This window comes from Rhizobium sp. F40D2, from assembly GCF_051810745.2.
Taxonomy (GTDB): Bacteria; Pseudomonadota; Alphaproteobacteria; order Rhizobiales; family Rhizobiaceae; genus Rhizobium.
On sequence record NZ_CM131436.1, the window covers coordinates 423,033 to 447,169 of the forward strand.

Consider the following 24,137-nt stretch of genomic DNA (forward strand, 5'->3'; position numbering starts at 1 on the left):
CATGAGCCGATCAGAGACGCGTGAGAGGACAGGGCGATGCAGCACATCCGCAATATCGAGACCGAAGAGAGCAAGCGCGACGCCCGCTGGAATGGCGCGCTGCGAATGGGAGACTGCAGCGCCTATATGGCGATCGAGGCGCAGCGCATGGGCGCCCTCGGCTTTGCCTTCCTGCGCCGCCCCGAACATTCGGTCCGCGGCCCCTCCTGGCTGCGCGGCGCTGCGGCCTCCGTCGAGGAGCATTACCGCTATGCCCGCGAGATCATGGGCATGACCGATCGCGATCAGCTTTACGCCTGAGGGGGAACGGAGATGTCTGCCGATTGCATCGTCAAGGCCTTTTCCGGCTGCGCCTGCCCGCCCGGTAAATACGCGGAAAAGCCCCTCACCCCGGCGCCGGTCACCTTCATCTCCTGGCGCAAGCAGGCCATCACTTGCCTCACCTTCGGCTTCCTCGCCGCGATCATTTCGGCGGTCTGGATGAAGACACAGTTCAAGGACCAGGACCGCGCCAATCAGGAGCTGACGTCATGGAAGTGAGCCCGGGCTTTACCCAGCATCGCCGATCAGGAGCTATATTTGATGTCGCTCGCCTTGGCCGCGGTAATGAAGGCGCGGCGCACCTGCTCGGGCTCGGCGGCATCGTTGAACACATCAAGCACAAGCCGCTCGGCAACCTTGGCCGCCGGCGTCTGGTCGGGCCAGTCATTCAGCAAAGTGTTGCCGGCCTGGACGACATTATAGACCGTCCTGACTTTGCCATTGATGGTGATCTTCACCGGTTTGAAGCTTCGTCGCTTGCTCATGGCCCAGTATCTCACACGGAACGCGACTCAACGAATCACTTTGGGACTCGTTCCGGTTGATTCGAAAACCGGCGCATAAAGCTGATTCGGGCAGCGTCGATGCACCGCGTTGCAGCTCAACCGCGTCGTTATAACTTTCCTGCAGAAAAATTATAACTGCAGGATGGCGGGCTTTCGGACCATGGAATTCCGAGTTATAATCTTTCCACGAAAAAGTTATAACCAGAGAAAACCCATGCCTGTCCGCGAGATCGACCTGATGTATCAGACCATGCTGGCCGAGCTCGGTCAGCGTTCACTGGACGGAAGCTTCGTCGCCGAGTTCCCGCTGGAGGGTCGCTTCGTCTCCGTCCCGGTGAAGGGCAAGGAATACTGGTATTTCGACCTTCCGGGCCAAGACGGCGTCAAACGGTCCTATGTCGGGCCGAAGAGCGACGAGGAGGTCACGAAAAGGGTCAGCGAATTCGGCGCCATCAAGGATGATCTCAGAAACCGGCGGCGCATGGTGGCCACTCTGACCAGAGAAGGCGGCATGAACGCACCGCCGAGGTTTACCGGCGACGTCATCGAGGCGCTTGCCAATGCAGGATTGTTCCGCCTGCGCGCCGTTCTCGTCGGCACCGTGGCATTCCACACCTATTCCGGCGTGCTCGGCGTTCGACTGCCGACCTCGCTTATGCAGACGGGCGACGCCGACTTCGCCCAGTTTCATTCGATCTCGACGGCGGTCAATGACAGCATTCCCCCCATTCGAGAGGTTCTCGAAAAGCTGGACCCGACCTTCCGGGAGGTGCCGCATCTCAACCATCCCGCCCGCTCGACCCAGTTCGTGAATTCGAAGAACTACAAGGTCGAGTTCCTGACGCCGAATACAGGCAGCGACGACAACCAGAACAAGCCAGCCGACATGCCGGCGCTTGGAGGAATTTCCGCAGAACCCCTGAGGTTTCTCGATTATCTCATCTACAACCCGATCAGGACGGTGCTTCTTCACAAGAGCGGCGTTGCGGTCAACGTACCCGCTCCGGAGCGCTACGCCGTCCACAAGCTGATCGTCGCCTCGCGGCGCCAGAACGACGACAACGGCGTGTTAAAACGCGAAAAGGACGTGCAGCAGGCATCCCATCTTTTCGAAGCGATGGGCGCGACCCGCCGCCATTCCGATCTTGCGCTCGCCTATTGCGAGGCGTGGGAACGCGGTCAGTCGTGGCGTGAGGCAATAGCGCGCGGACTGTCATTGCTGCGGCCCGCTCGCCGCGAACAACTGATGTCCACCCTCGCCGAAGGCATGGCGGAAATCGGCGAAGACCCCGTGCGTTACGGCGTTTAGGCGGACCGCACGGGATCCGAGACGGGGAACCATCCTGAGAGATTTTTTGCCGATATCAGCGAGATACGAAAAACCCCGCCGGAGCGGGGTTTCTAGCTGGTCGGAGTGGAGTGATTCGAACACTCGACCCCCACGTCCCGAACGTGGTGCGCTACCAGACTGCGCTACACTCCGTGACCAGCGGCGCTTCTATAGAACAGCCTATCTGGTTGCACAAGCACCAAATTCCAAAAATCCGGTGGAATTTTTGACGGGTTGATGACAGGGCGTGGCGGTGCGCTGCTGCAGCAAAAAGACACACCGGGAGCAAATCGTCGGGAAGTGCCACAGGGGCAATTTTCTTTTGCCGGGTTCCGCGCTAAAGGGCTCGACGGGACAGGCGAAACCGCGCGTAGCGAGCGGATTCGCAGCCACTGCGCTAGAGACCAGGGACAACACGATGAAACTCCGCACCATCACCGCGGCCGGGCTTGCAATTGGGCTTGCCGGATGCACCACCATTCCTTCCGCCGGCAATCCGATCGAGGCCCGCTGGGTCGGCAAATCGGCCGGCATCTTCTTTGCCGCCTACGGGCCGCCGATCAGCGACCGCGAGGAAGGCGCCACCACCGTCTATACCTGGCGCGGCGGCTATAAGACCGTGCGCATTCCGGCAAAATATGCCGAAGGCGCTGACGGCAAGCGCGGCAAGCAGATCGCGTCTGCCCGCACCGCCTATCTGCGCTGCCAGACCGAAATCACCACCAGCTCGGATTACACGATCCGCGATATCCGCACCGTCGCCGACATTCCCGGCGTCAACGGTCCGTCCTATTGCGCGGAATTCCTGGCGCCTGAACAGAAGTAACGGGTAACCCGAATACAAGAAAACAGGCGGCCGATGTGCCGCCTGTTTTGTTTTGGGCTCCACAAGTCAGCCTGACGAAGGGCAGTTGCGGATCGATGCGGGTAATGAGATCGGGCGCGGAGTCACGGAACGAATGATGATGTGAGGTTGTGCCGTGCGGCCCCCTCATCCGGCCCTGCGGGCCACCGACCGGGGTTGAGCCACGGGTCTCAACCCGTCCTTCGGACCCCCCGCTGGGGAGAAGAGGGAGCAAGGCGCGCCGAAACTGCCCAAATGAACCGGCTGCTCAAAGGCACTCCGTCCAATAGGATCGATGGAGAAGCTGCAATCTCCCCCTCTTCTCCCCAGCGGGGAGAAGAGGGCCCGCAGGGTCGGATGAGGGGGCTACACGGCACGGCGTCAGCGACTAGAAACCATCGCCGCTCGCCGAGCCGTCGATGGTCTCACCCCTCCGCCGGCCCGTAAAGGCCAAGCTGCTCAAGGAGCGATCGCTGCCGGTTGGCATTTTCGACCAGAAGAGCGGTGTAGCGCTCGACGATGCGGCTGCGATGCTCTTCGTCGGACACGGCGGAAAGCGCGCCGGTGATGGCGGCGATCCTTTCCGAGGCCTGCCGCAGCTCTTCCAAGAGCTTCGCCTTGCCGCCGGCCTCAGTGACGACCTGCTTCGTCACCCGGCCGATGCCGGCCGGTGTGCGGGCGCCGCCCGAGACGTAACCTTCCGGCAGGTCGCCCTTGAGGTTGACGACGGATTTGAAGCGGATGACGTCGAAGATCTGGTCGACCGCCTGCTTGGCGCCGGTCACCCGCGAGGGGTGGTCGGTGTCGGCGGCGGCATGCGGCAAGAGCTCGAGCTTGCCCTTGTGGCGCTCTTCGAGCGGCAGGTAGGGCAGCATCGGGCCACTGAGCGTGCCGGTCGCCGCATCCCTGAAGAGATCGGCGTCGATCGCCGCATGGGCGATCTTGCCGGAGGAAAGGGCTGCGTCGAGCGCATAGGGATCAACGACTTCGCCGCGGTCGTAATTGACGAGCACCGCGCCGTCCTTCATGGCGCCGAGCACCTTGGCATCAACGGTGCCGGCATTGGAATAAGTGCCGGTCGAGGCGTCGAGGCGGCCGAGGCCGATATGGACGGAGAGCACGTCGGCGCCGCTTGCCGCTTCCACAGGGCTTGCGGCATAGTCGAAGCCCTCAGCCTCGATCCAGCGCCTGTGATGCTCGCGGGCATAGATCGCCACTTTCATGCCGAAGGCCTTGGCGAGCTTGGCGACTTCGCGGCCGATATTGCCGTAGCCGAGAACGGCGAGCTTGCGGCCCTCGAGTTTGGCCGTCGGGAAATCCTTGAGCTGGCGGCCGGTATCGAAATCGCCGCCGGCGACCATCCGGTGCAACCTGTCGACCGGCAGGTCGGGAACGACCTTCAGGATCGCCTTGAGAGCCATCTGGGCGGTCGCGCGGCTGTTGATGCCGGGCGTGTTCATCAGGGCCGCAGTGCCGCCCTCGCCATTACCGCCGCCCCAGGAGGCCGAGCCCATATTGCCGGTGCCGGCGCCGATGCGCACGCCGCCGAGCGGGAAGACGGAAGACTTCGGGATGAAGGTCGCCGCCGCGATCAGCGCGTCATACTGGCCCTTGTCGGTCTGCGGCAGGATCTCCGCCTCGGTGCTGAGGTTCGGCTGATAGAAGAAATGGATGCGGCCCTTTTCGAGGCTGGCGCGATCACCGAGCGGCCCGAGATGGAAGCTGCCGCCCTTCTCCTCGATATAGGCCTTGATCTCGCTGTAATCAGGCTCGCCGTCGGCGCCGAAGCGCAAGCCGACCAGATCGGCGATCAGCACGGTATAGGCGTGGTTCGGATCGTCCTTGCGCACGGCGCCATCGGCCTTGGCAGGCGCCTCGAAGGTCACGCCGTGCTTTGCCAGTTCCTCTTCGAGGACGACGATCTTGGCGCGCAGATAGGCATATTGCAGGTTTTCCAGCAGCGCCACGACATCTTCGGGCTCGCGGATGCCGCCGACCCAGGCGCGGTAATCGCCGGGGGTGCCGGGGAAGGCGTTGACGTAGCGGGCCGCGTCGAGGCCGGGCTCATATTCGCCGTTCGGATGGGTGATGCCTTCATAGCCGAGCAACTGCTTGGAACGGGCGATGATCCGGGCATGGATGCCGGCATCGCTGATGCCGTCATCCTCGACCTTCAGAAGCGTCACCGCGGCGCCGCGGCGCTCGGCATCGGTGACGGTCAGCGACAGCAGCGGATGCGACTTGACCCACTCGTCGATCACGGCGCGGTTGGCGGCGGAGCGGCGGTTGAGCTCGACGACCGAACCGACCCGGGCCTCCGACTGCAGCAGGCCGAAGGTGGTCTCGGCAAAGGCGAGCGCGCTGTAGGTGTTGATGACGCCGCCGAGCATGCGGTCTTCGGCCGGATCGAAGAACGGCCCGGCATCGACGGAGCGCTTGGCCGAAAACGGCTGGCGCGGATCGATCGGCGGGGCGATCTTCAGCTGGCGCGGGATCGCCCAGGCGGGATCCTGCTGGTTCTTCTCGATCAGCGCCAGGGCATGCGGCGTGAAGGAAGCGACGAAATAGCCGGAAACGCCGCCGATCGCCTTCTGGAACGGCATGAACAGGCAGCACTTCGCCATGACGGCGCTGACCAGTTCAGGCTCCCACGGCATGGCGCCGAGCATCGAGGTGGCGTCGAACACCGCGTGGCGGTTGGCCGGATCGCCGTCGAGCCAGTTCAAAAGCTCGTGGATTTCGCCGCTGGTATAGGCGTTGGCCCCTGTCGTCTCGTGGCCGACGCCGACGAAGATCGAAACGCCGAGAGAGGACAGTTCGGCCGCCGTCGGGATCACGCCCTCGGAGGCGGCGAAATGGATGCGGCTTTCGCAACCCTTTTCGGCGAAGCGCTGCATCTCGATCAGCTGTGTCGCCCATGACTGGCGGAAGAAGCCGGCGGCCTTGGACGGATCGCTCTCCGGCCGCGGCGTATCGACATAAACCCGCTGGGCGGCGTCGTTGGCATTCATCAGGTGCTGGATGCAGACGGTGAAACCGCTATGGCCGCCGCCGAGCCCCACCGCCATGCGGTTGGTCTTGGGAAAGCCGAAATAACGATGGATCGCCCGCATCATGTCGGTCAGGATCTTATCGGCCGGATAGCCGCGATGCATGCTGCGGGAAATCTCGGCCGTGGTGAAGCCGCCGATATCGTTGCCCAGGTCGTCGAACTTGCGATAGGTCTTCTCGATCCAGGCGTCGAAGGCGATGCGCCGCAGGCGGCTATCCACTTCATCGGTCGTCGCATCGGTGATCGGCCCGACACCGAAGAACGGGTTGGACGGCAGCTTCGGCGCACCCGACGCAGTCTGTCGAAGGGCGCTCAATCGCTGTTCCTGCATCTGCGCGATATCTGTCATGGCCTGCCTGTCTGTTCCCGGAGCTGAAGTTGCCTTCATGGTGAAGCGCCTGCCCCGGCGAGACAACCTCATATGCGCCGAACGACAGACGAAACGCGTCATTGGGGATGCTGGGTTCGTGTTGGCGTGGTTGGCAGGCAACACGCACAACGATTAGCCCTCATCCTGAGGTGCCCCGCAAGGGGGTCTCGAAGGACGAGGGCGGGTGGGTGCGGTGGCCAGCCCCGTCCTTCGAGGCTTCGCCCTGCGGGCTACGCGCCTCAGGATGAGGCTGGAGAGACGGGGTGCCGGGGGCCGAGCGCGTCCTCATCCGCGCTCCGGCCAAAAAGGCACTTGCCGCCTGCAACCATCCGGCGTATGTCTTTCCCGTCGCGAAAAGCGACTGCTTCCCTTGATCCGCTCAGTGGCGGAGTAAACAGGTGGACGAATGGGTCGTCCAGGCGGTCGAGTACACGCCAGCCATGTGCATTAGCCATGGTTCGGCCAGCACCCCCTAGAAACCAATCGCCTGACAGAGATCAGGCCTTATCGTGAGCCATCGGCGTCCCGATGCAATTCCGTGATTTGCAGAAATCAGGGAGGCGCTGACGGCCCTGCGGGCTTGCGTCGACCCGGAACGCACCCATGACCAGATCCCTTATCGTCATCTTTACCGCCATTGTCCTCGATGCCGTCGGCATCGGGCTGATTTTCCCGATCCTGCCGTCGCTGCTGCGCGATATCACCCATGCCGAAAACGTCGCACCGTATATCGGCACGATGACCGCGCTCTATGCGGTGATGCAATTCATCTTCGCCCCCGTGCTCGGGGCGCTCAGCGATCGGCTCGGCCGCCGCCCCGTGCTGCTGATTTCGCTCGCCGGTGCCGCCGTCAACTATTTGTTTCTCGCCTTTGCGCCCAATCTCGCGCTGCTGTTCGTCGGCCGGGCGATTGCCGGGCTGACCAGCGCCAATATCTCGGTGGCGACAGCCTATATCACCGACATTTCGCCGGAGGAGAAACGCGCCCGCCGCTTCGGTCTGTTCAACGCCATGTTCGGCCTCGGCTTCATCATCGGCCCGGTACTCGGCGGCGTGCTCGGCGACCACTGGCTGCGGCTGCCGTTCATCGCGGCGGCTGCGCTCAATGGCGCCAACCTGCTGCTTGCCTTCTTCATCCTGCCGGAATCGCGCCCGGGCAGCCGCGAGAAGATCGATCTGGCGGCGCTCAATCCGCTGAAACCGCTGCGTTCGGTGCTGGAGGTCAAGAGCCTGCTGCCCGTCGTCATCCTGTTCTTCATCTTCAGCGCCACCGGCGAGGCCTACGGCACCTGCTGGGCGCTGTGGGGCAGCGACGCCTTTCACTGGAACGGGCTTTCGATCGGCCTTTCGCTCGGCGCCTTCGGCATCTGCCAGACGCTCGCCCAGGCCTTGCTGCCCGGGCCGGCCGTCAGGCTGCTCGGCGAACGCGCCGCGATCCTGACCGGTGTCGCCGGCGTCTGCATCGCCCTCTCCGTCATGGCCTTTGCCGGCCAGGGCTGGATGATCTTCGCGATCATGCCGGTCTTCGCGCTCGGCGGCATCGGCGTGCCGGCGCTGCAATCGCTTGCCACCCGGCAGGTTGACGAAAACAGCCAGGGCCAGTTCCAGGGCGTGCTGGCCTCAGCCGTCAGCCTCGCCTCGATCGTCGCACCGCTTGCCTTCTCCAGCCTCTATTTCCTTGTCAGGGAGACGTGGCCGGGCGCCATCTGGCTGTCGGTCGTCATCGTCTATGCGCTCGCCGTGCCGCTGGTTCTCGACCTGAGGCTGCAGACGGCGGAGCGGGCGGCTGTGGGCTAGCCAATCGTGGTGCGCTTCTGTTGGCCGCATAGTGGCGGGACGCACCCCCCTCTGTCCTGCCGGACATCTCCCCCACAAGGGGGAGATCGGATAGACGTTAGGGCTTCCCCAAACAATTGCCATTTGAATCAAAGTATCGGCAGAGAGGGACCGAGCTTTCGCCTCCTGCCGATCTCCCTCCTTGTGGGGGAGATGCCCGGCAGGGCAGAGGGGGTGCCACAGGACACGACGCCCCGAACTATAATGCCGGCCTAAGCGGCCTCCCCCTTCTCAACCGCAGCCTCCGCCAGCTTGCGCGCCGCGACGAAATCGACCTTGCCGGAGCCGAGCACCGGCACCTTGCCGATATTGACCTCGGCCGGCACCATCATGTCCATGGCGCCCTTGGATTTGGCGAAGGCGAGGAACTCGGCGCGGGTGGCGTTCGGCGCGTCGGTCAAGAGCACCAGGCGCTCGCCCTTCTTGGCGTCGGGCAGCGACGAGACAACCGAGAGGGCGCCCGGCCAGAGTTCGGCGGCGAGTGTTTCGACGGCGGCGAGCGAGATCATCTCCCCGCCGATCTTGGCGAAGCGTTTGGCGCGGCCGCGGATCTTGACGAAGCCGTCCTCGTCGATGGTGACGATGTCGCCGGTGTCGTGCCAGCCGTCGGCGAGCGGTTCGAGCACGCCGGGCTTTTCGGCGCGGAGATAACCGGCCATGACATTGGCGCCGCGCACATGCAGCCGGCCGCCCTCATCGATACCGGGCACCGGTTCGAGCCTCCATTCCATGCCCGGCAGGATTTTGCCGACCGTGCCGGAGCGGTTGTACATCGGCGTGTTGATCGAAATGACAGGCGCGGTCTCGGTGACGCCGTAACCTTCCAAGATGCGCAGGCCGAATTTTTCCATATAGGTCTGGCGGGTGGCGGCCTTCACCGGCTCGGCGCCGGAGAAGATATAGCGGATCGAGCGGAAGTCGTAGGGGTGCGCGGTCCTGCTATAACCGTTGAGGAAGGTGTCGGTGCCGAAGATGATCGTGGCGTTGGAGACATAGATCAGCTCCGGCACGATGCGGTAATGCAGCGGCGACGGATAGAAATAGACCGGCACGCCTGATATCAGCGGCAGCACGGTGCCGGCGGTCAGCCCGAAGGAATGGAAAACGGGCAGGATGTTGAACACCTTGTCGCCGCTGTGGAAATCGATGCGGGCGGCGGCCTGGGCGGCGTTCGACAGGATGTTGCGGTGGGTCAGCACCACACCCTTCGGCGTGCCCTCCGAACCGGAGGTGAAGAGGATGACGGCCGGATCATCCGGCCGTCGCTTGACCAGCGGCCGACCCTTGCGCAAAAGCCCGCGGATCTTGTCGAGAGGGCCGACTTCGGCCCGGAGATCATCGAGCCAGACGATCGTCACCTGCTTTTCCATCTCGGCGATAACCGGGCCGAGCTTGGCCTGGGCGACGAAGGCGCGCGAGGTCAGCACGTGCTTGATCTCGGCGGCCTTGCAGGCGGAGAGAATATTGGCCGCACCCGCGGTAAAATTCAGCATGGCCGGCACCTTGCCGGCGCTCATGACGCCGAGAATGGTGGCGGCGGCGCCATTGGCATTCGGCAGCATGACGCCGAGATTGTTTTCCGGGAACTTGGCGCGGAATTTGGCGCCGAGCACGGCGGCACCGGTCAGCAGCTTGCCATAGGTGAGGCTGCCGGTGACCGGATCCTCGACGGCGAGTTTTTTCATGCCGAATTCTTGGGCCGCCTGGATGACGCGGCCGAGAACGGTCGATGAGGTATCGGCGGTCTCAAACAGCAGGTTCGACATCACCTGATAGAGCGCGGCTCCTGCCGCCGTGCGGCGCTTGCGGCCTTTCAGCTCGGCCGGCACTTCGAGCTTCACCGGCTCGAGAATGGTGACCTTGACCTTGGGGAACAGCCGGCGGCGGATCTTGCCGTCGCCGAGATAGGAGAGATAACTCTTCTCCAGCCCGTCGATCTTGACCGGCACCACCATCGAGCCTGTTTTGTCGGCGACCATGGCGGCGCCGTCATAGACCTTCATCAGCGTGCCCGTCACCGTCAGGCGGCCCTCGGGGAAGATGCCGATCGGGCTGCCGTCCTGCACCACCTTGATCAGCGAACGCGTCGCCATCGGCTTTGTGGGGTCAAGAGGCAGGAACTTGCACATTTTCAGGAAGGGCCGCACCCACCAGGCCTGGGCGATCTTGTAATCGACGGCGAAGGTCGGCTCTTCCTCGGTGATGGCGAGCGCCAAAGCGCCGTCGAGCAGGCTGACGTGATTAAGCGCAATGATCGGCGCGCGGCCGGCCTTCTTGATATTCTCCAGCCCCTCGACCTCAAGCCGCATGAAGGCGCGGAACAGGATCGAGATGAAATCGCGGAAGGGATTGGTCGGCAGCGTCTTCAGCATCAGCCAGGCGACGCCAAAATTGATAATGCCGAGGCCGATCAGGATCTCAGGAATGGAAGCGCCGAGCGCCTGGATGACGGCGACGAGGCCGAGGCCGACGGTGATGAACAGCGCCGAGAGCACATTGGCGGCGCCGATGACGCGGGCGCGGTGGTCCTCATGCGCCCAGGTCTGCAGCGCGGCGAAAGTGGGAACGGCGATGAAGGCGCCTGATATGGCCATGCCGGCGAGATCGATGGCGACGCGGATGGTATTTTGGCCGGCGAAGAAGCCGGTGATCGTCGTCGCATGGGCGACTGAGGCCAGACCCCAGAGGTTCCAAGCGAGATCGAGGCTGAAGAGGCCGAGCAGCGCCGTGCCGACAGGGGCCGGCAAGAGCACGATGCGGCCTGATGACATCCAGGCGGCAATGGCCGAGCCAACAGCGACGGCAATGGCGAAGACGGTGAGATAGGCGGGAACGACCAGCTCGGAGCCGCCGAGCAGCTCGGTCACCATGGTCGGCAGGATGGAGAGCACGAAGGCGCCGACCAGCCAGAACCAGCAGTTCATCAGCGCCGAACGCCACAGGCGCTTGTCGGAACGGATTTCCATGACGAGGGTGTAGCTGGAGCGGATGACGTTGCGGTCGATCTGAAGATCCGGCGCCTTGGAGCCGGTGGCCGGGATCATCCGGCTGGCCAGCCAGCAAAGCACCGAAAGCCCCATCATCATCGAGCCGAACAGCAGCACATTGTCGCCGCTGGAGAAGGCAAGGGCAGCGATGATCGTACCGGCGAGGATGGCGATGAAGGTGCCGCCCTCGATCCAGGCATTGGCCTTCGGCAGGTCGCGGCGGTCGAGATGATCGGGCAGGATGCCGTATTTGATCGGCCCGAACAGCGCCGAGACGACGCCGAAGCCGAAGAGGGCGGCCATCAGCACAAAAATGGAGGAGAAACCGAGGCCGATAACGGCAAGCGCGGCAATGCCGATCTCGCAGCGTTTCAACAGCTCGGCGATCTTGGCCTTGTCGTGCTTGTCGGCGAGTTCGCCGCCGAGCGCCGAGAGCAGCAGGAAGGGCACGATGAGGATGACGCCGGCAAGCGTCACCAGGGCGGCACCTTCGCTTGCCGACATCTTGAAGAGAATGAGGAACACCAGCGTGTTCTTCAGAAAATTGTCGTTGAAGGCCGTGAGGAACTGGGTCCAGAACAACGGCGCGAATTTCCTAGACGTCATCAGATTGTGTTGCACGGGCGTGGTCCCTCTTTCGGCTCGCAGAGAAGGCCACAGAGTTGTTACCCATTGGTTGAATGCGGCAACAACTCTGCGCTGTGGTTAAGGAAGATCAATCTTCATCGCTACGATTGAACTTGACCAGCAGCTTTTCGGTGCGGGCATCCTCGACCTTGCGGATCAGCTTCTCGGATTCGGCATTGTCGCGCAGCGTCTTGGTGATATTCACCGTGGTCTGCACCAGCATCAGGATGCCCATGGCGAGATAACCTTTGCCCCAGAGATCGAGCGGCATCATGTAAAGGCCGAGCGCCAGCATGAAGGCGGCAGAGCCGAAGGAGATGTAGGAGAAGCTGACCCAGCTGGCGGAGTGTTTCTGGAAACTGTCGTTCATGATCGTAATCCCTATGGTTCGATGGAATGGATGGTTGATTGGATGCGATTTCAGGCGGCCGGCGCGATGCGGCTCTTCAGCCGGGCGAGCACGTCATCGGCGGAGGAGTGAAGGGCCGGGCCGCATCCGGCATTGGCAAGCTTTTCGATGATGCCGGCCGGGCGAACCGCGCCTTCCATCTCTTTCAGCGCCGCCGCCGTCAGATCATTCTGGCTCTGGCGGAGGCGCAGCCGGGCCAAGGTCTCCTCGGCCTCGTCGAGCGTCGCGAGGCCCGGACCGGCGACAACGACATCGAGCTTCTGCGCCTCCTCAGTGGCGCGAGCCAGCCGCTCGCCGCGCTGCAGCGCCTGCAGCCGCGCTTCCGAGGCCCGGACGATGCCCTTCAATTTGTCGATGCCGGCGGTGAACTGGGCTTGCGCCTTCTCCGACGCATCCCGCTCGGCTTCGAGAAAGGCGATCGCCTCGGCCGCTTCCCGCGCCAGCCCGTCATTGCCCTTGGTCAGCGCTGCGGTGGCGCGGTTTTCGAGATCGGCGATCCGGGCAACGATCGTTGCATGCTGCCCCTTCTCCTGCTCGTTCTGGGCGATGGCGACGGCGACGCTGCGGCGCGCCGACTGGATCTGCTGGGCGGCATCGCGGATCTGCTGGGACAGCAGCGGCACGGCGTGGCGATCGGCAAAAGCCTGTTCGGCATCATGCGCCCTGCCCCGCAACAGAATGGAAATCAGTTTGAACATTTCTTGCCTCCGGTTTATGAACGTTGTTCACGAGATGAGTTATGGCAGAATCGTGAACGTCGTTCAAGATAAATTTTGAACAACGTTCAAAAAATCGAAATGGAGCGGTTAATGGCCGGTAGACGAGAAGAAAAACGCGAGGACCTGAAGGCGCGGCTGATCGAGGCGGCGCGCGAACGCATCGCCCGCGACGGGCTGACCAATCTGCGCGCCCGCGACATCACCCAGGATGCCGGCTGCGCGCTCGGCGGCCTCTACACCGTCTTTTCAGACCTCGCCGAGCTCGTCATCCACGTCAACTCCGCGACGCTGAAGGCCTTGGAGGCCAGGCTGACCCTGCCCGAGGCCAAAGACAAAAGCCCGACCGACCGCCTGCGCAACCTCGCCCAGGGCTACCTCGCCTTCGCCGTCGAGCATCGCAACCTCTGGAAGGCCCTCTTCGACCACTTCTCCCCCCGACACCAGCCCGACGCCGCAATGGCACCTCGACGAGCACCTCTTCCTGATGGACGTGATCGCCGAACCGCTCGCCGAACTGCAGCCCGACATGCCCCCCGAAGACCGCGCCATCCGCGCCCGCACCCTCTTCGGCGCCGTCCACGGCGTGGTCAGCATCAGCCTGGAGGGCCGGTTCGTCGGCCTGCCGCTGGAGCGGCTGGCGCGCGAGGTGGACGAGCTGGTGCAGACGATCGCGGCCGGGGCGGAGCGGCGAAGAGAAGAGGGCGCGTGAGTGCTGCCGACGGCTCGAAGTGGGCGTGCAAGCGTGGCCGGCGAGTGAGTTTGGCAGAACGCTCCCCCACCCTCCGTCGTCCTCGGCCTTGAGCCGAGGACCCATGCCCGCTGGTAATGCAGTTCCACCCAAAACTGCCCCTCACCCTAACCCTCTCCCCGTAAACGGGGCGAGGGGACGTGCCACGCGAGAGGCCGGCGAGGGACGGAGAGCTTGCAGCTTGTTCCCTTCGCCCCGCAAGCGGGGGTCCGAAGGACGGGTCGAGACCAGCGGCTCGACCCCGGTCGGTGGCGGCAGCCGGATGAGGGGCTGGCCTCCCCGATCGTCTGCGCTGGATGTCGCACTCAAGAGCCCCCCAACGATTTTACCGAGCGGGACATTTTGCCGTCTTACCTTGAGCCACACCCTCAAAATATCCCGATCGGTAAATTTCCTGCCAATCGCCTCCCCCACCCTCTCCGTCGTCCTCAGACTTGACCCGAGCACCCATACCCAAGCACTCTGCCGCCACCCCACCGCACGCGAAAGGAACCCCCATGAGCCGCATCTTCATCACCGGTTCCACCGATGGCCTCGGCCTCGCCGCCGCCCGCACCCTCATGAAAGAGGGCCATGACGTCGTCCTACACGCCCGCTCCCGCGAGCGCGCCGCCGCCATCGCAGACACTTCAGCTACCGCCCTCGGCATCGTCACCGGCGATCTCGCCAGCGCCGCCGAGACGCGCTCCATCGCCGACCAGGTCAACGCCATCGGCCGCATGGACGCCGTCATCCACAATGCGGGTATCTACCTCGAACGCAGCCGTGGCGAAACGCCGGATGGTCACGCCAAGACGCTGGCGGTCAACCTGCTCGCCCCCTATCTCCTCACCGCCTGGATCACCCGCCCCGACCGCCTGATCTATCTCTCGAGCGGCATGCACCGCAGCGGCGCCAGCAGCCTCGACGATATCGACTGGAAGCGGCGGCCATGGAATGCCAGCCAGGCCTATTCAGAAAGCAAGCTCTACATCGCCACCCTTTCCGCCGCCATCGCCCGCCACTGGCCGGATGTCTTCAGCAACGCCGTGGATCCAGGCTGGGTGCCGACCAAGATGGGCGGCGCCGGCGCGCCGGATGATCTTGAGATGGGGCATCTCACGCAGACGTGGCTGGCGGCGAGCGATGATGGAGCGGCCAGGGTCAGCGGCGGCTATTGGTATCACCGGCAGCGGCGGGAGGCGGCGGCGGAGGTTGGTAATGTCGAGTTTCAGGATGCGTTGGTGGGGAGGCTGATGGAGTTGACGGGGGTTCGGCTGTTTGAGGAGCGCGGCTAGGCACAAGACATGACAGGTTACCGGACGTTGGTTCGTTCAAAGCGGAAGGCGCCTGCTCGCCTCGCCGCCCCTTTTTCACGAGTCCTTGCTTATCTCGGCAAGGGCGGACCTTATGCGAGGTCGCAAGCAGTTGATAAATGCATTGGTGCGCTCTTGGAGCCAAGCCATCGCGCGTTGCCGTTCATTTGGCCCATCCGGGACGCCCAAGATATATCGCTGAGCTATCTCCGGTCGCGGCTGCGAGAAATCCACTGTAGCGCCCGAAAGTTCAGCAGCTATGTCACTGGCCTGGTCTGCAAGCATCAGTGAAGCGCGCTCTCCGGGTGAGCCCAAATTTGACGAAAGAAATAGTCCCACAGCATTGGAGCGGGCCTCGCGATAGACGGTCAACCAACTGGAACCACCAGGAGCGCCGAACTTGAAGACGATATGTCCGCCGAAAGACGGAGCCGGTAGCATCTGCTCGGGGTCGTCGAGGCGCAAGCCGGCAAGGAACTCTGACCAGAATTGATGTCTCGTTTCGCGCCGGCGGGCGCGTGCCGCCAGTCTCTCCGGCGAGTCAGACTGCGCCTGAGACTCATCCTCTCCATCATCAGGGTCAGCGATGATCATGCCATCCGGAACTGAGATAACGTTCCGAGAGATTGTCAGCGTCCGAGCCAGGACGCGAGGCACGATGATCCTCGAGCCGTCTTCCATAAGATAGATCGGCATCTCCACGAGACCGAAGGTGAAATGAAGACCAGCATGAGCCTGCAAATACTCGGCGATTGACTCGACGCCTTCTCGTATTCCGTCACCAACGATGAGCAGCAAGAACCGGCCGCGTCGCAGGTTGAAAGTCAACGCGTCATTGAAAGCGATCTCGTCCACATCGTGGCCAGCCTCCCGCACCATGTCCAGCAGGACACTACCTTTACGGCCAAGGCGCCGGCTCGCTTCACGCTGCAAATCGGAAGCCGACCATTTCGTGAGTTCCTTCGAATAATCCAGGATCTGCCCGATCACTTCGCGACGACCCTCAGGGTTCCGCCATAGTTTGCATTCGACCAGTACGGGCAGGCCGCTCGCGGTGATCAGCAGGTTATCGATCGGCCCCGCTGGCGTGTTGAGTTCGCGACAGATCGAAACGGGGCCGACGAAGAGCGGATCAATCTCTGCAATTGGCAAACAAGACGGATGGCGATGGACGAACTCCTGGATAGCGGCCTCGCTCAATCCGTGACCATCTATCCCAAGCCCGAGTGGCCGGACTGGAGAAACCCTCGATCCATCGGCCGAGACTAGGAGGGGAGTCGCATGCTGCCTGCTCATCATCCTGCTTTCGCAAATATAGTAAAGGCGCCCACAGACACAGCGTTAGCTGGTGCCGCCGTGGTGGCCGGTTTTCATCCGATCGGATCGAAGCGCTTAAGAGCATTTTCCAGCTCCCCGCCCCCAAAAAGGGCGTTGGACCAATCACTGATCTGCTGGTGCATAGCGATGAGTTGCCCCGTCTCATCGCTGTTGTCGAGGAATTCGCTCAGACTCCTCTGCGCGATAAAAAGCGTATGAGAATTCTGATTGCCACGATCACCGGCCAGATGAACCACTCCACCGCATTGCCGCACTTCATCAGCCCGCTTTTGGAGCGCTGACACGACCTCGGTCCGCCCGACGACAGTTGGATTGGCTTCTATGCGCATCATCAGATCCACGCTTGCATCGCCGCCGTTGGCGAACTTCACTTGGTGATCGTGAGTGGAATAGAGGAAACCAATTGTGATCGTCCCGTTCCAGTCGTGCCGGCGAAAAACGATCGCGACGCGGCCATATTGATCCTTCACCTCTTGTCGTGTCGCATCTTGATAATGCAGTGGCAGAAAATCCCACGGAGATTCGTTCAAGAGTTTTTCGCAATAGCGGCGAAGGCGTTTTGTAAAATCTCTGGTGGCGATGTAGCTCTGGAGCAAGGTCTGAGAAATCGGTTCCGGTGGGCTTAATCCGTGAATGTGCATGAATTCCACTAGTTCCTGTGAGGATCGGCAGTCTTTTGAGAGCGTGGCAAGAAGAGAATAGATCTGCTGCCATTCAAAGACATGAAACGTAGAGCTAAGCGAGACGCGATGCGTCGAAGCATTGCGACAGTCGATTGAATTAGCGCTGAGGAAAACCAGGTGAGAATTCGGCTTACCTGCAATCAGCCGATCGTACTTTGCGATCTGTGCGTGATCGTATCGCGCGCCCCATTTCACCTCCACCAGTAGGGAGAAGGGTTGGCCGGAGGTCAAAACTCCTCGAATGTCGATGTCAGGGTAGATCGTCGTCTCTCGCTCATCATCCAAATGGGAAACCCGAGTGCTGATCCTCAACTCGGCATCAATCACCTCGCTGCCGAGGATCTTTTTGAACCAATGCGTGCGGAACGTTTCGTTGCTATGCAAACAATAAACGAAAGCCTCGGTGAGAAAGTTCTCGCCTGGCGTTCTGTCGTCGACCGGCCGCCATTGAAAAAGGCTGATAAAAAGGTTTGGTCGACTATCAGTCATGCATGTCCCGGGCTTTGTCATTTTAGGCTATTTCTCAGTTACGCCGGCTCTACGTGACGGACCGCTTGCGAAAAGCAGATATTGTGCAAGATTAGCGCAGGAGGCGGTAGCATGATTCTTAAGCAAGTCACAGTTGAGCGCTTTAAGCGCCTCGAAGGCGTTTTGTTTGAGTTGTCGAATGTGAACGTGTTGATAGGTGGAAATAATTCGGGAAAAAGCACACTTATCCAAGGCATACATTTCGCGTTCACTTTGTTTCAATCTTTAAGCATATCGAATAAATGGCCGGCGCAGACAAAGAAAACCACCACAATAAGCCCAACAGAGCTTATATACTTACCGTCCGAAGACCCCTACTCTTTAGGGTACGGTGGACGACTACTGGAAGACGACGAAAAAGCAATACATCTCGGCTTTATCTTTGATGACGGCAATGAAGTGGGTGTCCGAGTTCGGAAAGGCCGAATCACAAACATTCTTGTCGAGCCCTCAAACGTCGATCTCGCGCGACGGCTTTCAAGCCTCGAAGCGCCCTTCACCATCTTCTCGCCCGGACTAGCGGGCGTTTCGCGAAACGAAAGTTATGTCTCAGACGGCGTACTCCTTCGTGTTCTCGCGCGCGGGGATGCCAACATCGTTCTGCGGAACATCCTTTATAGACTTAAGCAAAAAGACGAGTGGATAAAATTTGAATCCGACCTATCAGAGATTTTTCCAGGAATTTTTATCAATGTAAGCTTCAATTCAACCGTTGATCAATTTATCCTTGTAACGATTACGGACGGCTCTAAGGAAGTTCCTCTCGATCTCGCTGGAACTGGACTTCTTCAAGCTATACAAATACTGGCCTATCTTCATCTGTTTTCTCCACGCATCATCATCCTCGATGAGCCAGACTCCCACTTACATCCAAACAATCAGCGGCTTCTGTGCTCGTTGTTAAAAACCATTTCCGAAGAGCGAGACGTCCAAGTTGTTATAACCACGCATTCGCGTCACGTGCTTGACGCAATGTACAACGACGCACGACTGCTTTGGGTGCAGGAAGGGGAAGTTCGTGTTGTCGCGCCGGAGGATCAGATTGATTTGCTAATGGAGCTAGGTGCGCTTGACATCAAAGAGAAGCTGAAGAATGGCCATTTTGAATATGTTGTTTTAACGGAGGACAAGAATTCCAGCTATTTTGATATTCTTCTTCGTAATTCCGGCTTTAACCAGGAGAAAACGACGCTCTTGCCGTACAATGGCGTGACATCGATTCATCTTCTCAAGCCGCTGATTCGTCAGATCAAAGACATCTCAAATGCAATTGTCATCGTCCATAGGGATAGAGACTATCTTTCTCCGGACGAAATGGAGACTTGGAAGAAAGATATTCGCGCATTAGGAGCAGAGCCCTTCGTGACTCTAGGCATCGACATCGAGGCATACTTTTGCTCTGACGAAGTCATTACTGCGTTCGCCGCAAACGTAGCGGCATTTAATCTAGCAGACTTCAAAAACAAGCTGGCCGACGGCGAGCTGGACGAAGCCACCACCAGCTACGTAAATGGGCGGATAGATTTTGAACGAAAGGCGGGGACTATCGGGAAACTAGATTATGGAAAGCTTAGCGTTGCCGCGGCTAAAGCAGTGGGCGCTGACGTTCTCGGCTTAATGAAGGGGAAACGGAAACTATCCAAAATTCGTAAGCTTTTCAGCGAACTCTACCACGTCCGATACGAGATAGACCGCAATACCCCAACACCTCGTGATGATGAACTGACCGCGCTGCTGAACAAGCACAAGGGGGCCTTCGCGTAGTTTAGAGCCGGAGCCTTAGATTTAAAAACTGGCTGGGGCGCCTGGATCCGAACCAGGGATGACGGTACCAAAAACCGTTGCCTTACCGCTTGGCGACGCCCCACCAGAGCTTTCGGCGCGAAGCGCCAGCTCAAATCGACGCCTGATTAGCAAAGCTCTCCGTCTGTCACAATGACTAAGTTGCGCCTCACGCAGATTTATGCGCTGCAGAGGGCAAAGGGCCGTGCTAGGAATGGGCGGTGTCATCGGCCTCGCGAGCATCGCCCCTCATGGAAAGCCCCGCATTCGACCTTGCTTTCGAGCCGGCCTATGGGCGCGCCGTGCCGGTGGCGCCGGGCATCGAGCGGATCACGGCTGAGAATCCCGGGCCTTTCACCTTTTTCGGCACCAACAGCTATATCGTCGGCGGCTCCTCGGTCGCGGTCATCGATCCCGGGCCGGAGGACGAGGCGCATTTTCAGGCGCTGATGGCTGCGCTTGGCGGGCGGGAGGTGACGCATATCTTCGTCAGCCATACACATCGCGACCACTCTCCGCTTTCCCGCCGGCTGCAGGCGGCGACGGGGGCGGTGACGGTGGGGCAAGGGCCGCATCGGCCGGCGCGGCCGCTGCGGGCGGGCGAGATCAATCCGTTTTCCGAGAGCTCGGATATGGACTTCGTGCCCGATATCGCGATCGGCGACGATGAGACCATTGCGGGTGATGGCTGGGCGCTGACATCGGTGCTGACGCCGGGGCACACGGCCAATCATGCCGCCTTCGCGCTCGAAGGCCGCGATATCCTCTTCTCCGGCGATCATGTCATGGCCTGGTCGACCTCGATCGTCGCGCCACCGGATGGGGCGATGGCGGATTATATGGCCTCGCTCGAGCGGCTGATCGCGCGCCAGGACGGCCTGCTGCTGCCCGGCCATGGCGGGGCGGTGAGGGAGCCGGCGCGTTTCCTGCCGGCGCTGAAGGCGCATCGGCTGAAGCGCGAGCGGGCGGTGCTGGCGCGCATCCGGGCGGGCGACCGGCAGATTTCCGAGATGGTGAAGGCGATCTACAGCGATACCGATCCGAAGCGTCATGGGGCGGCGGCCCTTTCCGTGCTCGCCCATATCGAGGATCTCGTGGAGCGCGGCGAGATTGCCGCGGATGGGCCGCCTTCTCTTGCCGCCACCTACCGGCTGTTGTAAGCGTGAGATGGGGAGATTACCATGGCGCGTGCCGCTTACAGCTATCGCGATGATGCCGATGTGCCTGACTTTGCCGATGACCAGCCGCTGATCGTCTTCGATGGCGAATGCGTCTTCTGCTCCGGCTGGGTGAAATTCGCGCTGAAGCATGACAGTGAGCGGCGCTACCGCTTCCTCGCCGCCCAGACGCCGCTCGGCGAAGCGCTTTACCGGCATTACGGGCTGAACGAGCGCGATTACGAAACCAATATCCTCATCGAGAACGGCCGCGCCTTCTTCAAGTCGGACGGCTCGATCCGCATGGTGGCCGGCCTCGGCTTTCCCTATTCGCTGGTCAGGCTCTTCCGGCTGCTGCCGCGCCGCGCCGCCGATGCGCTCTATGAATTCATCGCCCGCAACCGGCTGAAGATCGCCGGCCGGCAGAGCTGCATGGTGCCGACGCCGGAGCAGCGCAGCCGGTTCATCACATGAGCGGCGACCGGCTCTCGCTGCTGATCATCGGCGGTTACGGCACGTTCGGCGGCCGGCTTGCCCGGCTGCTTGGCGATGAGCCGCGGCTCCGGCTGCTGATCGCCGGGCGGTCGCTCGAGAAGGCCGACGATTTCGTCGCCGATCTCCGATCGCCGAAAGATGGATCCGAGGGCCTGGGAAGCACCAATCTCGGCGCGAGCCTGCAGGCCGTGCGCTTCGATCGCGACGGCGATCTGGCGGAACAGCTGACGCGGCTGCAGCCGGATCTCGTCGTCGATGCCTCCGGGCCGTTCCAGAGCTTCGGGGACGACCCCTATAAGGTGGTGCGCGCCTGCATCGGGCTCGACATCGATTATGCCGATCTTGCCGACAGCACCGGCTTCGTCGCCGCGATCGGCGGGCTTGATGCCGAGGCGAGAGCGAGGGGCGTCTTCGCGCTCTCCGGCCTCAGCAGCCTGCCTGCCCTTTCCTTCGCCGCGCTCGAGGTCATTGCGCCGCAGTTTGCCCGGGTCGAGGCGGTGGCGGCGGGTATTGCCCCCTCCTCGCATGTGAAGATCGGGCTCAATGTCGTCAGCGCGATCGCAAGTTATGCCGGCAAACCGGTGCCGCGGCTCAGCGATGGCAAGGTTTCGAGCGGGCGCGGGCTGATCGATGCGATGCGAGTGACGGTGGCGCCGCCAGGCGCGGTGCCGCTGCGGACCCGCGAATTTCTGCTGGTGGATGCGCCGGATCTGGCGCTGCTGCCGGCGCGCTTTGCCGGCCTGCAATCCAGCTTCACCGGGGTCGGCACGGAGCCGCAGCCGCTGCAGCGGCTGCTTGGCCTTGCAGCACAGCTGGTGCGGCTGAAGCTCCTGCCGTCGCTCACGCCGTTTTCGCGGTTGATCCAGCGCGCCAGCCACGGCTTTGCGATCGGCGAACATCGCGGCGGCATGTTCGTGCGTGTGACCGGCGTCGATGCCGCGGGAAAAAGCCTGACAGGCGGCTGGCATCTGATTGCCGAGGGTGATGACGGGCCGTTCATTCCGGTGACCGGGGTGGCGGCACTGGTGCGCCGGCTGCTCAAGGGCATCCGGCCGGAGAATGGCGCCCGGCCGGCGACGGGCGAATTACAGCTTGCGGATTTCGAAGCGGAATTCCGGCGTTTCCAGATTACGACCGGGATCCGGATGGAAAGCGAGGGCGCCTGCCTGCCGCTTTATCACAGGGTTCTCGGCAGCGCCTTCGAGCGGCTGCCGCCGGCGATTGCCGCCATCCACGCAGTGGGGCCTGCAGGCGGGGCACGCGTCGCCTCCGGCCGGGCGCGGATCGAGCGCGGTCGCGGCTTTCTCGCCGGCATCGTCGCCCGGCTGATCGGCTTTCCCCCGGCGGGCGAGGATGTGCCGGTGACGGTGCGTTTTACCGCCGATGGCGAGAAGGAGATCTGGACGCGGGATTTCGGCGGCAAGATCTTCCACAGCCTGCAGCTCGAGGGGAAGGACCGCGACCGGCATCTGCTCACCGAGGTGTTCGGGCCGTTCCGGGTGCTGGTGGCGCTGGTGCCGGAGGGGAACAAGTTGCGGCTGGTGGTGCGGGGGTGGCGTTTTCTCGGGGTTCCGTTGCCGCTGTTTCTGGCGCCGGGTGGGGAGACTTATGAGGAAGAGCGGGATGGGCGGTTCCACTTCCATGTGGAGATTGGTGGGCGACTGACGGGGCTGGTGGTAAGATATACGGGGTGGTTGGTGGTGGCGTGAGGGGCACGCGCGCGATCTGCGGCCTTATGCCGCCTCTCTCCAGCCTCATCCTGAGGTGCGTAGCCCACAGGGCGAAGCCTCGAAGGACGGGGCTGGCCACCGGAGCCACCCGCCCTCGTCCTTCGAGGCCCCTGGCGGGGCACCTCAGGATGAGGGCTGATCGTTGTGATTTAAGCCCAGGGCCTTCGCCGCTGCAATCGATTCACTGGATCGATTGCTGCCGCCTTTGGCGGCACCGCGGCTCACCCACCCGCAATCCCCAGCAGCTCTGCATCCAGCGCCTTCAGATAATCGCCGGCAATCTCAGCGCTGAAGCCGAGGTCGTGTTGGCCGTAGCGGGAGGCGACGCGGATGTCGACGAAGGTAGTTTCCTCCTCTTCGCGCAAGCGAATGAGCATATCGAAGCGCAGGCCGAGGATCAGTGTGCGGTTGGTCGCCTGCAGCGTCACGCCGTTGGCGCCGCGGATCAGCTTGGCGACATCGTCGTCATAGGGGCGCGGCGTCGGCACGGGGATGATGCCGGGCGCATCGGCAACGGCCTCGTCGCCGGGCTCGGGTTTTGCCGCTCCGTCCTCCGGGTCGCGGTCGGGCTCGCTGGTGCCGGTGCTCCTGACGATCGTGAAGCCGCTCTGTTTGGCGACCTTGCGCACCGCTTCCAGCACGCGGTCGAGCGCGCCCTCATAACGCCGGCCGGTCAGCTCGGGATAGGCTGATATCTGCTTTTCGCGATCCTCGGGCGTCACGAGATTGCGCTTCAGCCAGATCTGATCGGATTTCGGGGTCGACAGCCAGTCCGGGGCGGAGACCGGGTCGGTGGAGACGTCGTAGATATCAGGCAGGGTCATATAACGCTCGACGGCAAAGGCGCCGAGCGCAAGTGGAAAGGCGGCATAGATCAGGGCGGCGAGTGCGGCCAGCCCGCCTTCGGCGCCAGTCATCCAGAGGCTGCGCAGGCCGATTGCCGCCAGCATGGCGGCCAGCAGCCCGCAGCCGGCGGCGGCGATCAGGAGCAGCACGAGATAGGGGGTGGCAAGGCCGCCGAAGCGATGGGCGATCAGCACCGCCAGCGCCAGAACCAGCGAAAACGCCCCGAGCAGCCGCGAAAAGCGGGCGGCGCCTGAAATGGGACGGTCGAAACGGATGGCCATCAAACTTACCGGTTGCTCGTCAGCGCCGCGCCATCAAACAACGCAAATCGCCACAACCCTGTTTAGAGCATGATGCCGAAAAGTGTGAAGCGGTTTTCGGACGACATCATGCTCTATTTCTTTGATTTGGATCCGGATTCAGATTTTAGGCCAGCCCGGCCTAAAATCATCCGGATCTGGGCAAGATCTGGCTGAATTGAAACTGTTGTCTTGGAATATCAGCTGGAATTCGCCTGGGATGGCCGAGGCGAAA

18 protein-coding genes, 2 tRNA genes and 1 pseudogene are annotated in these 24,137 nt (G+C 62.1%); 11 read left to right on the forward strand and 10 right to left on the reverse strand.

All coding sequences use genetic code 11. The annotated features are described in order from the left end of the window. Nucleotides 1-36: 36 nt before the first annotated feature. Both ACS4RS_RS02160 and ACS4RS_RS02165 read left to right on the forward strand, forming a co-directional pair. A complete protein-coding gene (locus ACS4RS_RS02160; RefSeq protein ID WP_439008917.1) occupies nucleotides 37-300 on the forward strand; it encodes a hypothetical protein in 264 nt (87 codons plus the stop codon). Nucleotides 301-312: 12 nt separating this feature from the next. Continuing rightward, nucleotides 313-540: a hypothetical protein gene (locus ACS4RS_RS02165; protein WP_439008916.1), complete on the forward strand. Its 228-nt coding sequence runs from the start codon at nucleotides 313-315 to the stop codon at nucleotides 538-540. A 26-nt stretch (nucleotides 541-566) separates the two neighbouring features. Here ACS4RS_RS02165 and ACS4RS_RS02170 read toward each other — a convergent pair whose 3' ends face one another. After that, the gene (locus ACS4RS_RS02170; protein ID WP_003580187.1) at nucleotides 567-806 is read right to left on the reverse strand and encodes a DUF982 domain-containing protein; all 240 of its coding nucleotides are present in this window, start codon (nucleotides 804-806) and stop codon (nucleotides 567-569) included. A 235-nt stretch (nucleotides 807-1,041) separates the two neighbouring features. On the opposite strand from ACS4RS_RS02170, the gene ACS4RS_RS02175 reads away from it, so the two are divergent. Next, nucleotides 1,042-2,136, forward strand: coding sequence for a GSU2403 family nucleotidyltransferase fold protein (locus tag ACS4RS_RS02175; protein WP_439008915.1), 1,095 nt, complete (start codon nucleotides 1,042-1,044; stop codon nucleotides 2,134-2,136). A gap of 97 nt (nucleotides 2,137-2,233) precedes the next feature. Here ACS4RS_RS02175 and ACS4RS_RS02180 read toward each other — a convergent pair. Next, nucleotides 2,234-2,310: transfer RNA gene (locus ACS4RS_RS02180), tRNA-Pro, on the reverse strand. 265 nt (nucleotides 2,311-2,575) lie between these two features. Between ACS4RS_RS02180 and ACS4RS_RS02185 the strand changes: the two genes are divergently transcribed. After that, nucleotides 2,576-2,983, forward strand: coding sequence for a hypothetical protein (locus ACS4RS_RS02185; RefSeq protein ID WP_064841287.1), 408 nt, complete (start codon nucleotides 2,576-2,578; stop codon nucleotides 2,981-2,983). 443 nt (nucleotides 2,984-3,426) lie between these two features. Here the strand turns inward: ACS4RS_RS02185 and ACS4RS_RS02190 are convergent, their stop codons facing one another. Then, the gene (locus tag ACS4RS_RS02190) at nucleotides 3,427-6,402 is read right to left on the reverse strand and encodes an NAD(P)-dependent oxidoreductase (RefSeq protein WP_439008914.1); all 2,976 of its coding nucleotides are present in this window, start codon (nucleotides 6,400-6,402) and stop codon (nucleotides 3,427-3,429) included. 624 nt (nucleotides 6,403-7,026) lie between these two features. On the opposite strand from ACS4RS_RS02190, the gene ACS4RS_RS02195 reads away from it, so the two are divergent. After that, on the forward strand, nucleotides 7,027-8,220 hold the full coding sequence (locus ACS4RS_RS02195) for a TCR/Tet family MFS transporter (RefSeq protein ID WP_439008913.1): 1,194 nt from the start codon (nucleotides 7,027-7,029) through the stop codon (nucleotides 8,218-8,220). A 251-nt stretch (nucleotides 8,221-8,471) separates the two neighbouring features. Here ACS4RS_RS02195 and ACS4RS_RS02200 read toward each other — a convergent pair whose 3' ends face one another. The 3 genes from ACS4RS_RS02200 to ACS4RS_RS02210 all read right to left on the reverse strand — a co-directional run bounded on the left by ACS4RS_RS02200 (nucleotide 8,472) and on the right by ACS4RS_RS02210 (nucleotide 12,980). Further along, entirely contained in the window at nucleotides 8,472-11,867 is a 3,396-nt protein-coding gene (locus ACS4RS_RS02200; protein WP_439008912.1) for an acyl-[ACP]--phospholipid O-acyltransferase, read from the reverse strand. Nucleotides 11,868-11,961: 94 nt separating this feature from the next. Further along, a complete protein-coding gene (locus ACS4RS_RS02205; protein WP_003569708.1) occupies nucleotides 11,962-12,243 on the reverse strand; it encodes a YiaA/YiaB family inner membrane protein in 282 nt (93 codons plus the stop codon). A 50-nt stretch (nucleotides 12,244-12,293) separates the two neighbouring features. Continuing rightward, a complete protein-coding gene (locus tag ACS4RS_RS02210; RefSeq protein ID WP_439008911.1) occupies nucleotides 12,294-12,980 on the reverse strand; it encodes a PspA/IM30 family protein in 687 nt (228 codons plus the stop codon). 111 nt (nucleotides 12,981-13,091) lie between these two features. Between ACS4RS_RS02210 and ACS4RS_RS02215 the strand changes: the two are divergent. Both ACS4RS_RS02215 and ACS4RS_RS02220 read left to right on the forward strand, forming a co-directional pair. Beyond that, a pseudogene (locus ACS4RS_RS02215) lies at nucleotides 13,092-13,710 on the forward strand (TetR/AcrR family transcriptional regulator). A 536-nt stretch (nucleotides 13,711-14,246) separates the two neighbouring features. Beyond that, the gene (locus tag ACS4RS_RS02220) at nucleotides 14,247-15,026 is read left to right on the forward strand and encodes an SDR family NAD(P)-dependent oxidoreductase (protein WP_439008910.1); all 780 of its coding nucleotides are present in this window, start codon (nucleotides 14,247-14,249) and stop codon (nucleotides 15,024-15,026) included. Between the two features lie 75 nt (nucleotides 15,027-15,101). Here ACS4RS_RS02220 and ACS4RS_RS02225 read toward each other — a convergent pair whose 3' ends face one another. Together ACS4RS_RS02225 and ACS4RS_RS02230 are read right to left on the reverse strand one after the other, a co-directional pair. Then, nucleotides 15,102-16,244 carry a hypothetical protein gene (locus ACS4RS_RS02225; RefSeq protein ID WP_439008909.1) on the reverse strand — a complete coding sequence of 381 codons (1,143 nt, stop codon included), beginning with the start codon at nucleotides 16,242-16,244 and terminating at the stop codon, nucleotides 15,102-15,104. 170 nt (nucleotides 16,245-16,414) lie between these two features. Further along, nucleotides 16,415-17,554 (reverse strand): hypothetical protein, encoded by a 1,140-nt coding sequence (locus tag ACS4RS_RS02230; RefSeq protein ID WP_449313854.1) that lies wholly within the window; start codon nucleotides 17,552-17,554, stop codon nucleotides 16,415-16,417. A 111-nt stretch (nucleotides 17,555-17,665) separates the two neighbouring features. On the opposite strand from ACS4RS_RS02230, the gene ACS4RS_RS02235 reads away from it, so the two are divergent. Next, the gene (locus ACS4RS_RS02235; RefSeq protein ID WP_439008907.1) at nucleotides 17,666-19,357 is read left to right on the forward strand and encodes an AAA family ATPase; all 1,692 of its coding nucleotides are present in this window, start codon (nucleotides 17,666-17,668) and stop codon (nucleotides 19,355-19,357) included. Between the two features lie 29 nt (nucleotides 19,358-19,386). Here the strand turns inward: ACS4RS_RS02235 and ACS4RS_RS02240 are convergent. After that, nucleotides 19,387-19,460 (reverse strand) — tRNA-Gln (locus tag ACS4RS_RS02240). 166 nt (nucleotides 19,461-19,626) lie between these two features. On the opposite strand from ACS4RS_RS02240, the gene ACS4RS_RS02245 reads away from it, so the two are divergent. From ACS4RS_RS02245 to ACS4RS_RS02255, 3 genes are read left to right on the forward strand one after another with little or no spacing between them, the layout of a single operon-like run. Continuing rightward, the gene (locus ACS4RS_RS02245) at nucleotides 19,627-20,535 is read left to right on the forward strand and encodes an MBL fold metallo-hydrolase (protein WP_439008906.1); all 909 of its coding nucleotides are present in this window, start codon (nucleotides 19,627-19,629) and stop codon (nucleotides 20,533-20,535) included. Between the two features lie 21 nt (nucleotides 20,536-20,556). Beyond that, nucleotides 20,557-21,006 (forward strand): DCC1-like thiol-disulfide oxidoreductase family protein, encoded by a 450-nt coding sequence (locus tag ACS4RS_RS02250; protein WP_439008905.1) that lies wholly within the window; start codon nucleotides 20,557-20,559, stop codon nucleotides 21,004-21,006. After that, nucleotides 21,003-22,736, forward strand: a complete 1,734-nt coding sequence (locus tag ACS4RS_RS02255) for a DUF4166 domain-containing protein (RefSeq protein ID WP_439008904.1) — start codon at nucleotides 21,003-21,005, stop codon at nucleotides 22,734-22,736. The genes ACS4RS_RS02250 and ACS4RS_RS02255 overlap by 4 nt, the downstream gene beginning before the upstream one ends. A gap of 242 nt (nucleotides 22,737-22,978) precedes the next feature. Here ACS4RS_RS02255 and ACS4RS_RS02260 read toward each other — a convergent pair whose 3' ends face one another. Next, nucleotides 22,979-23,884, reverse strand: a complete 906-nt coding sequence (locus tag ACS4RS_RS02260; RefSeq protein ID WP_439008903.1) for a DUF1499 domain-containing protein — start codon at nucleotides 23,882-23,884, stop codon at nucleotides 22,979-22,981. Nucleotides 23,885-24,137: the final 253 nt, after the last annotated feature.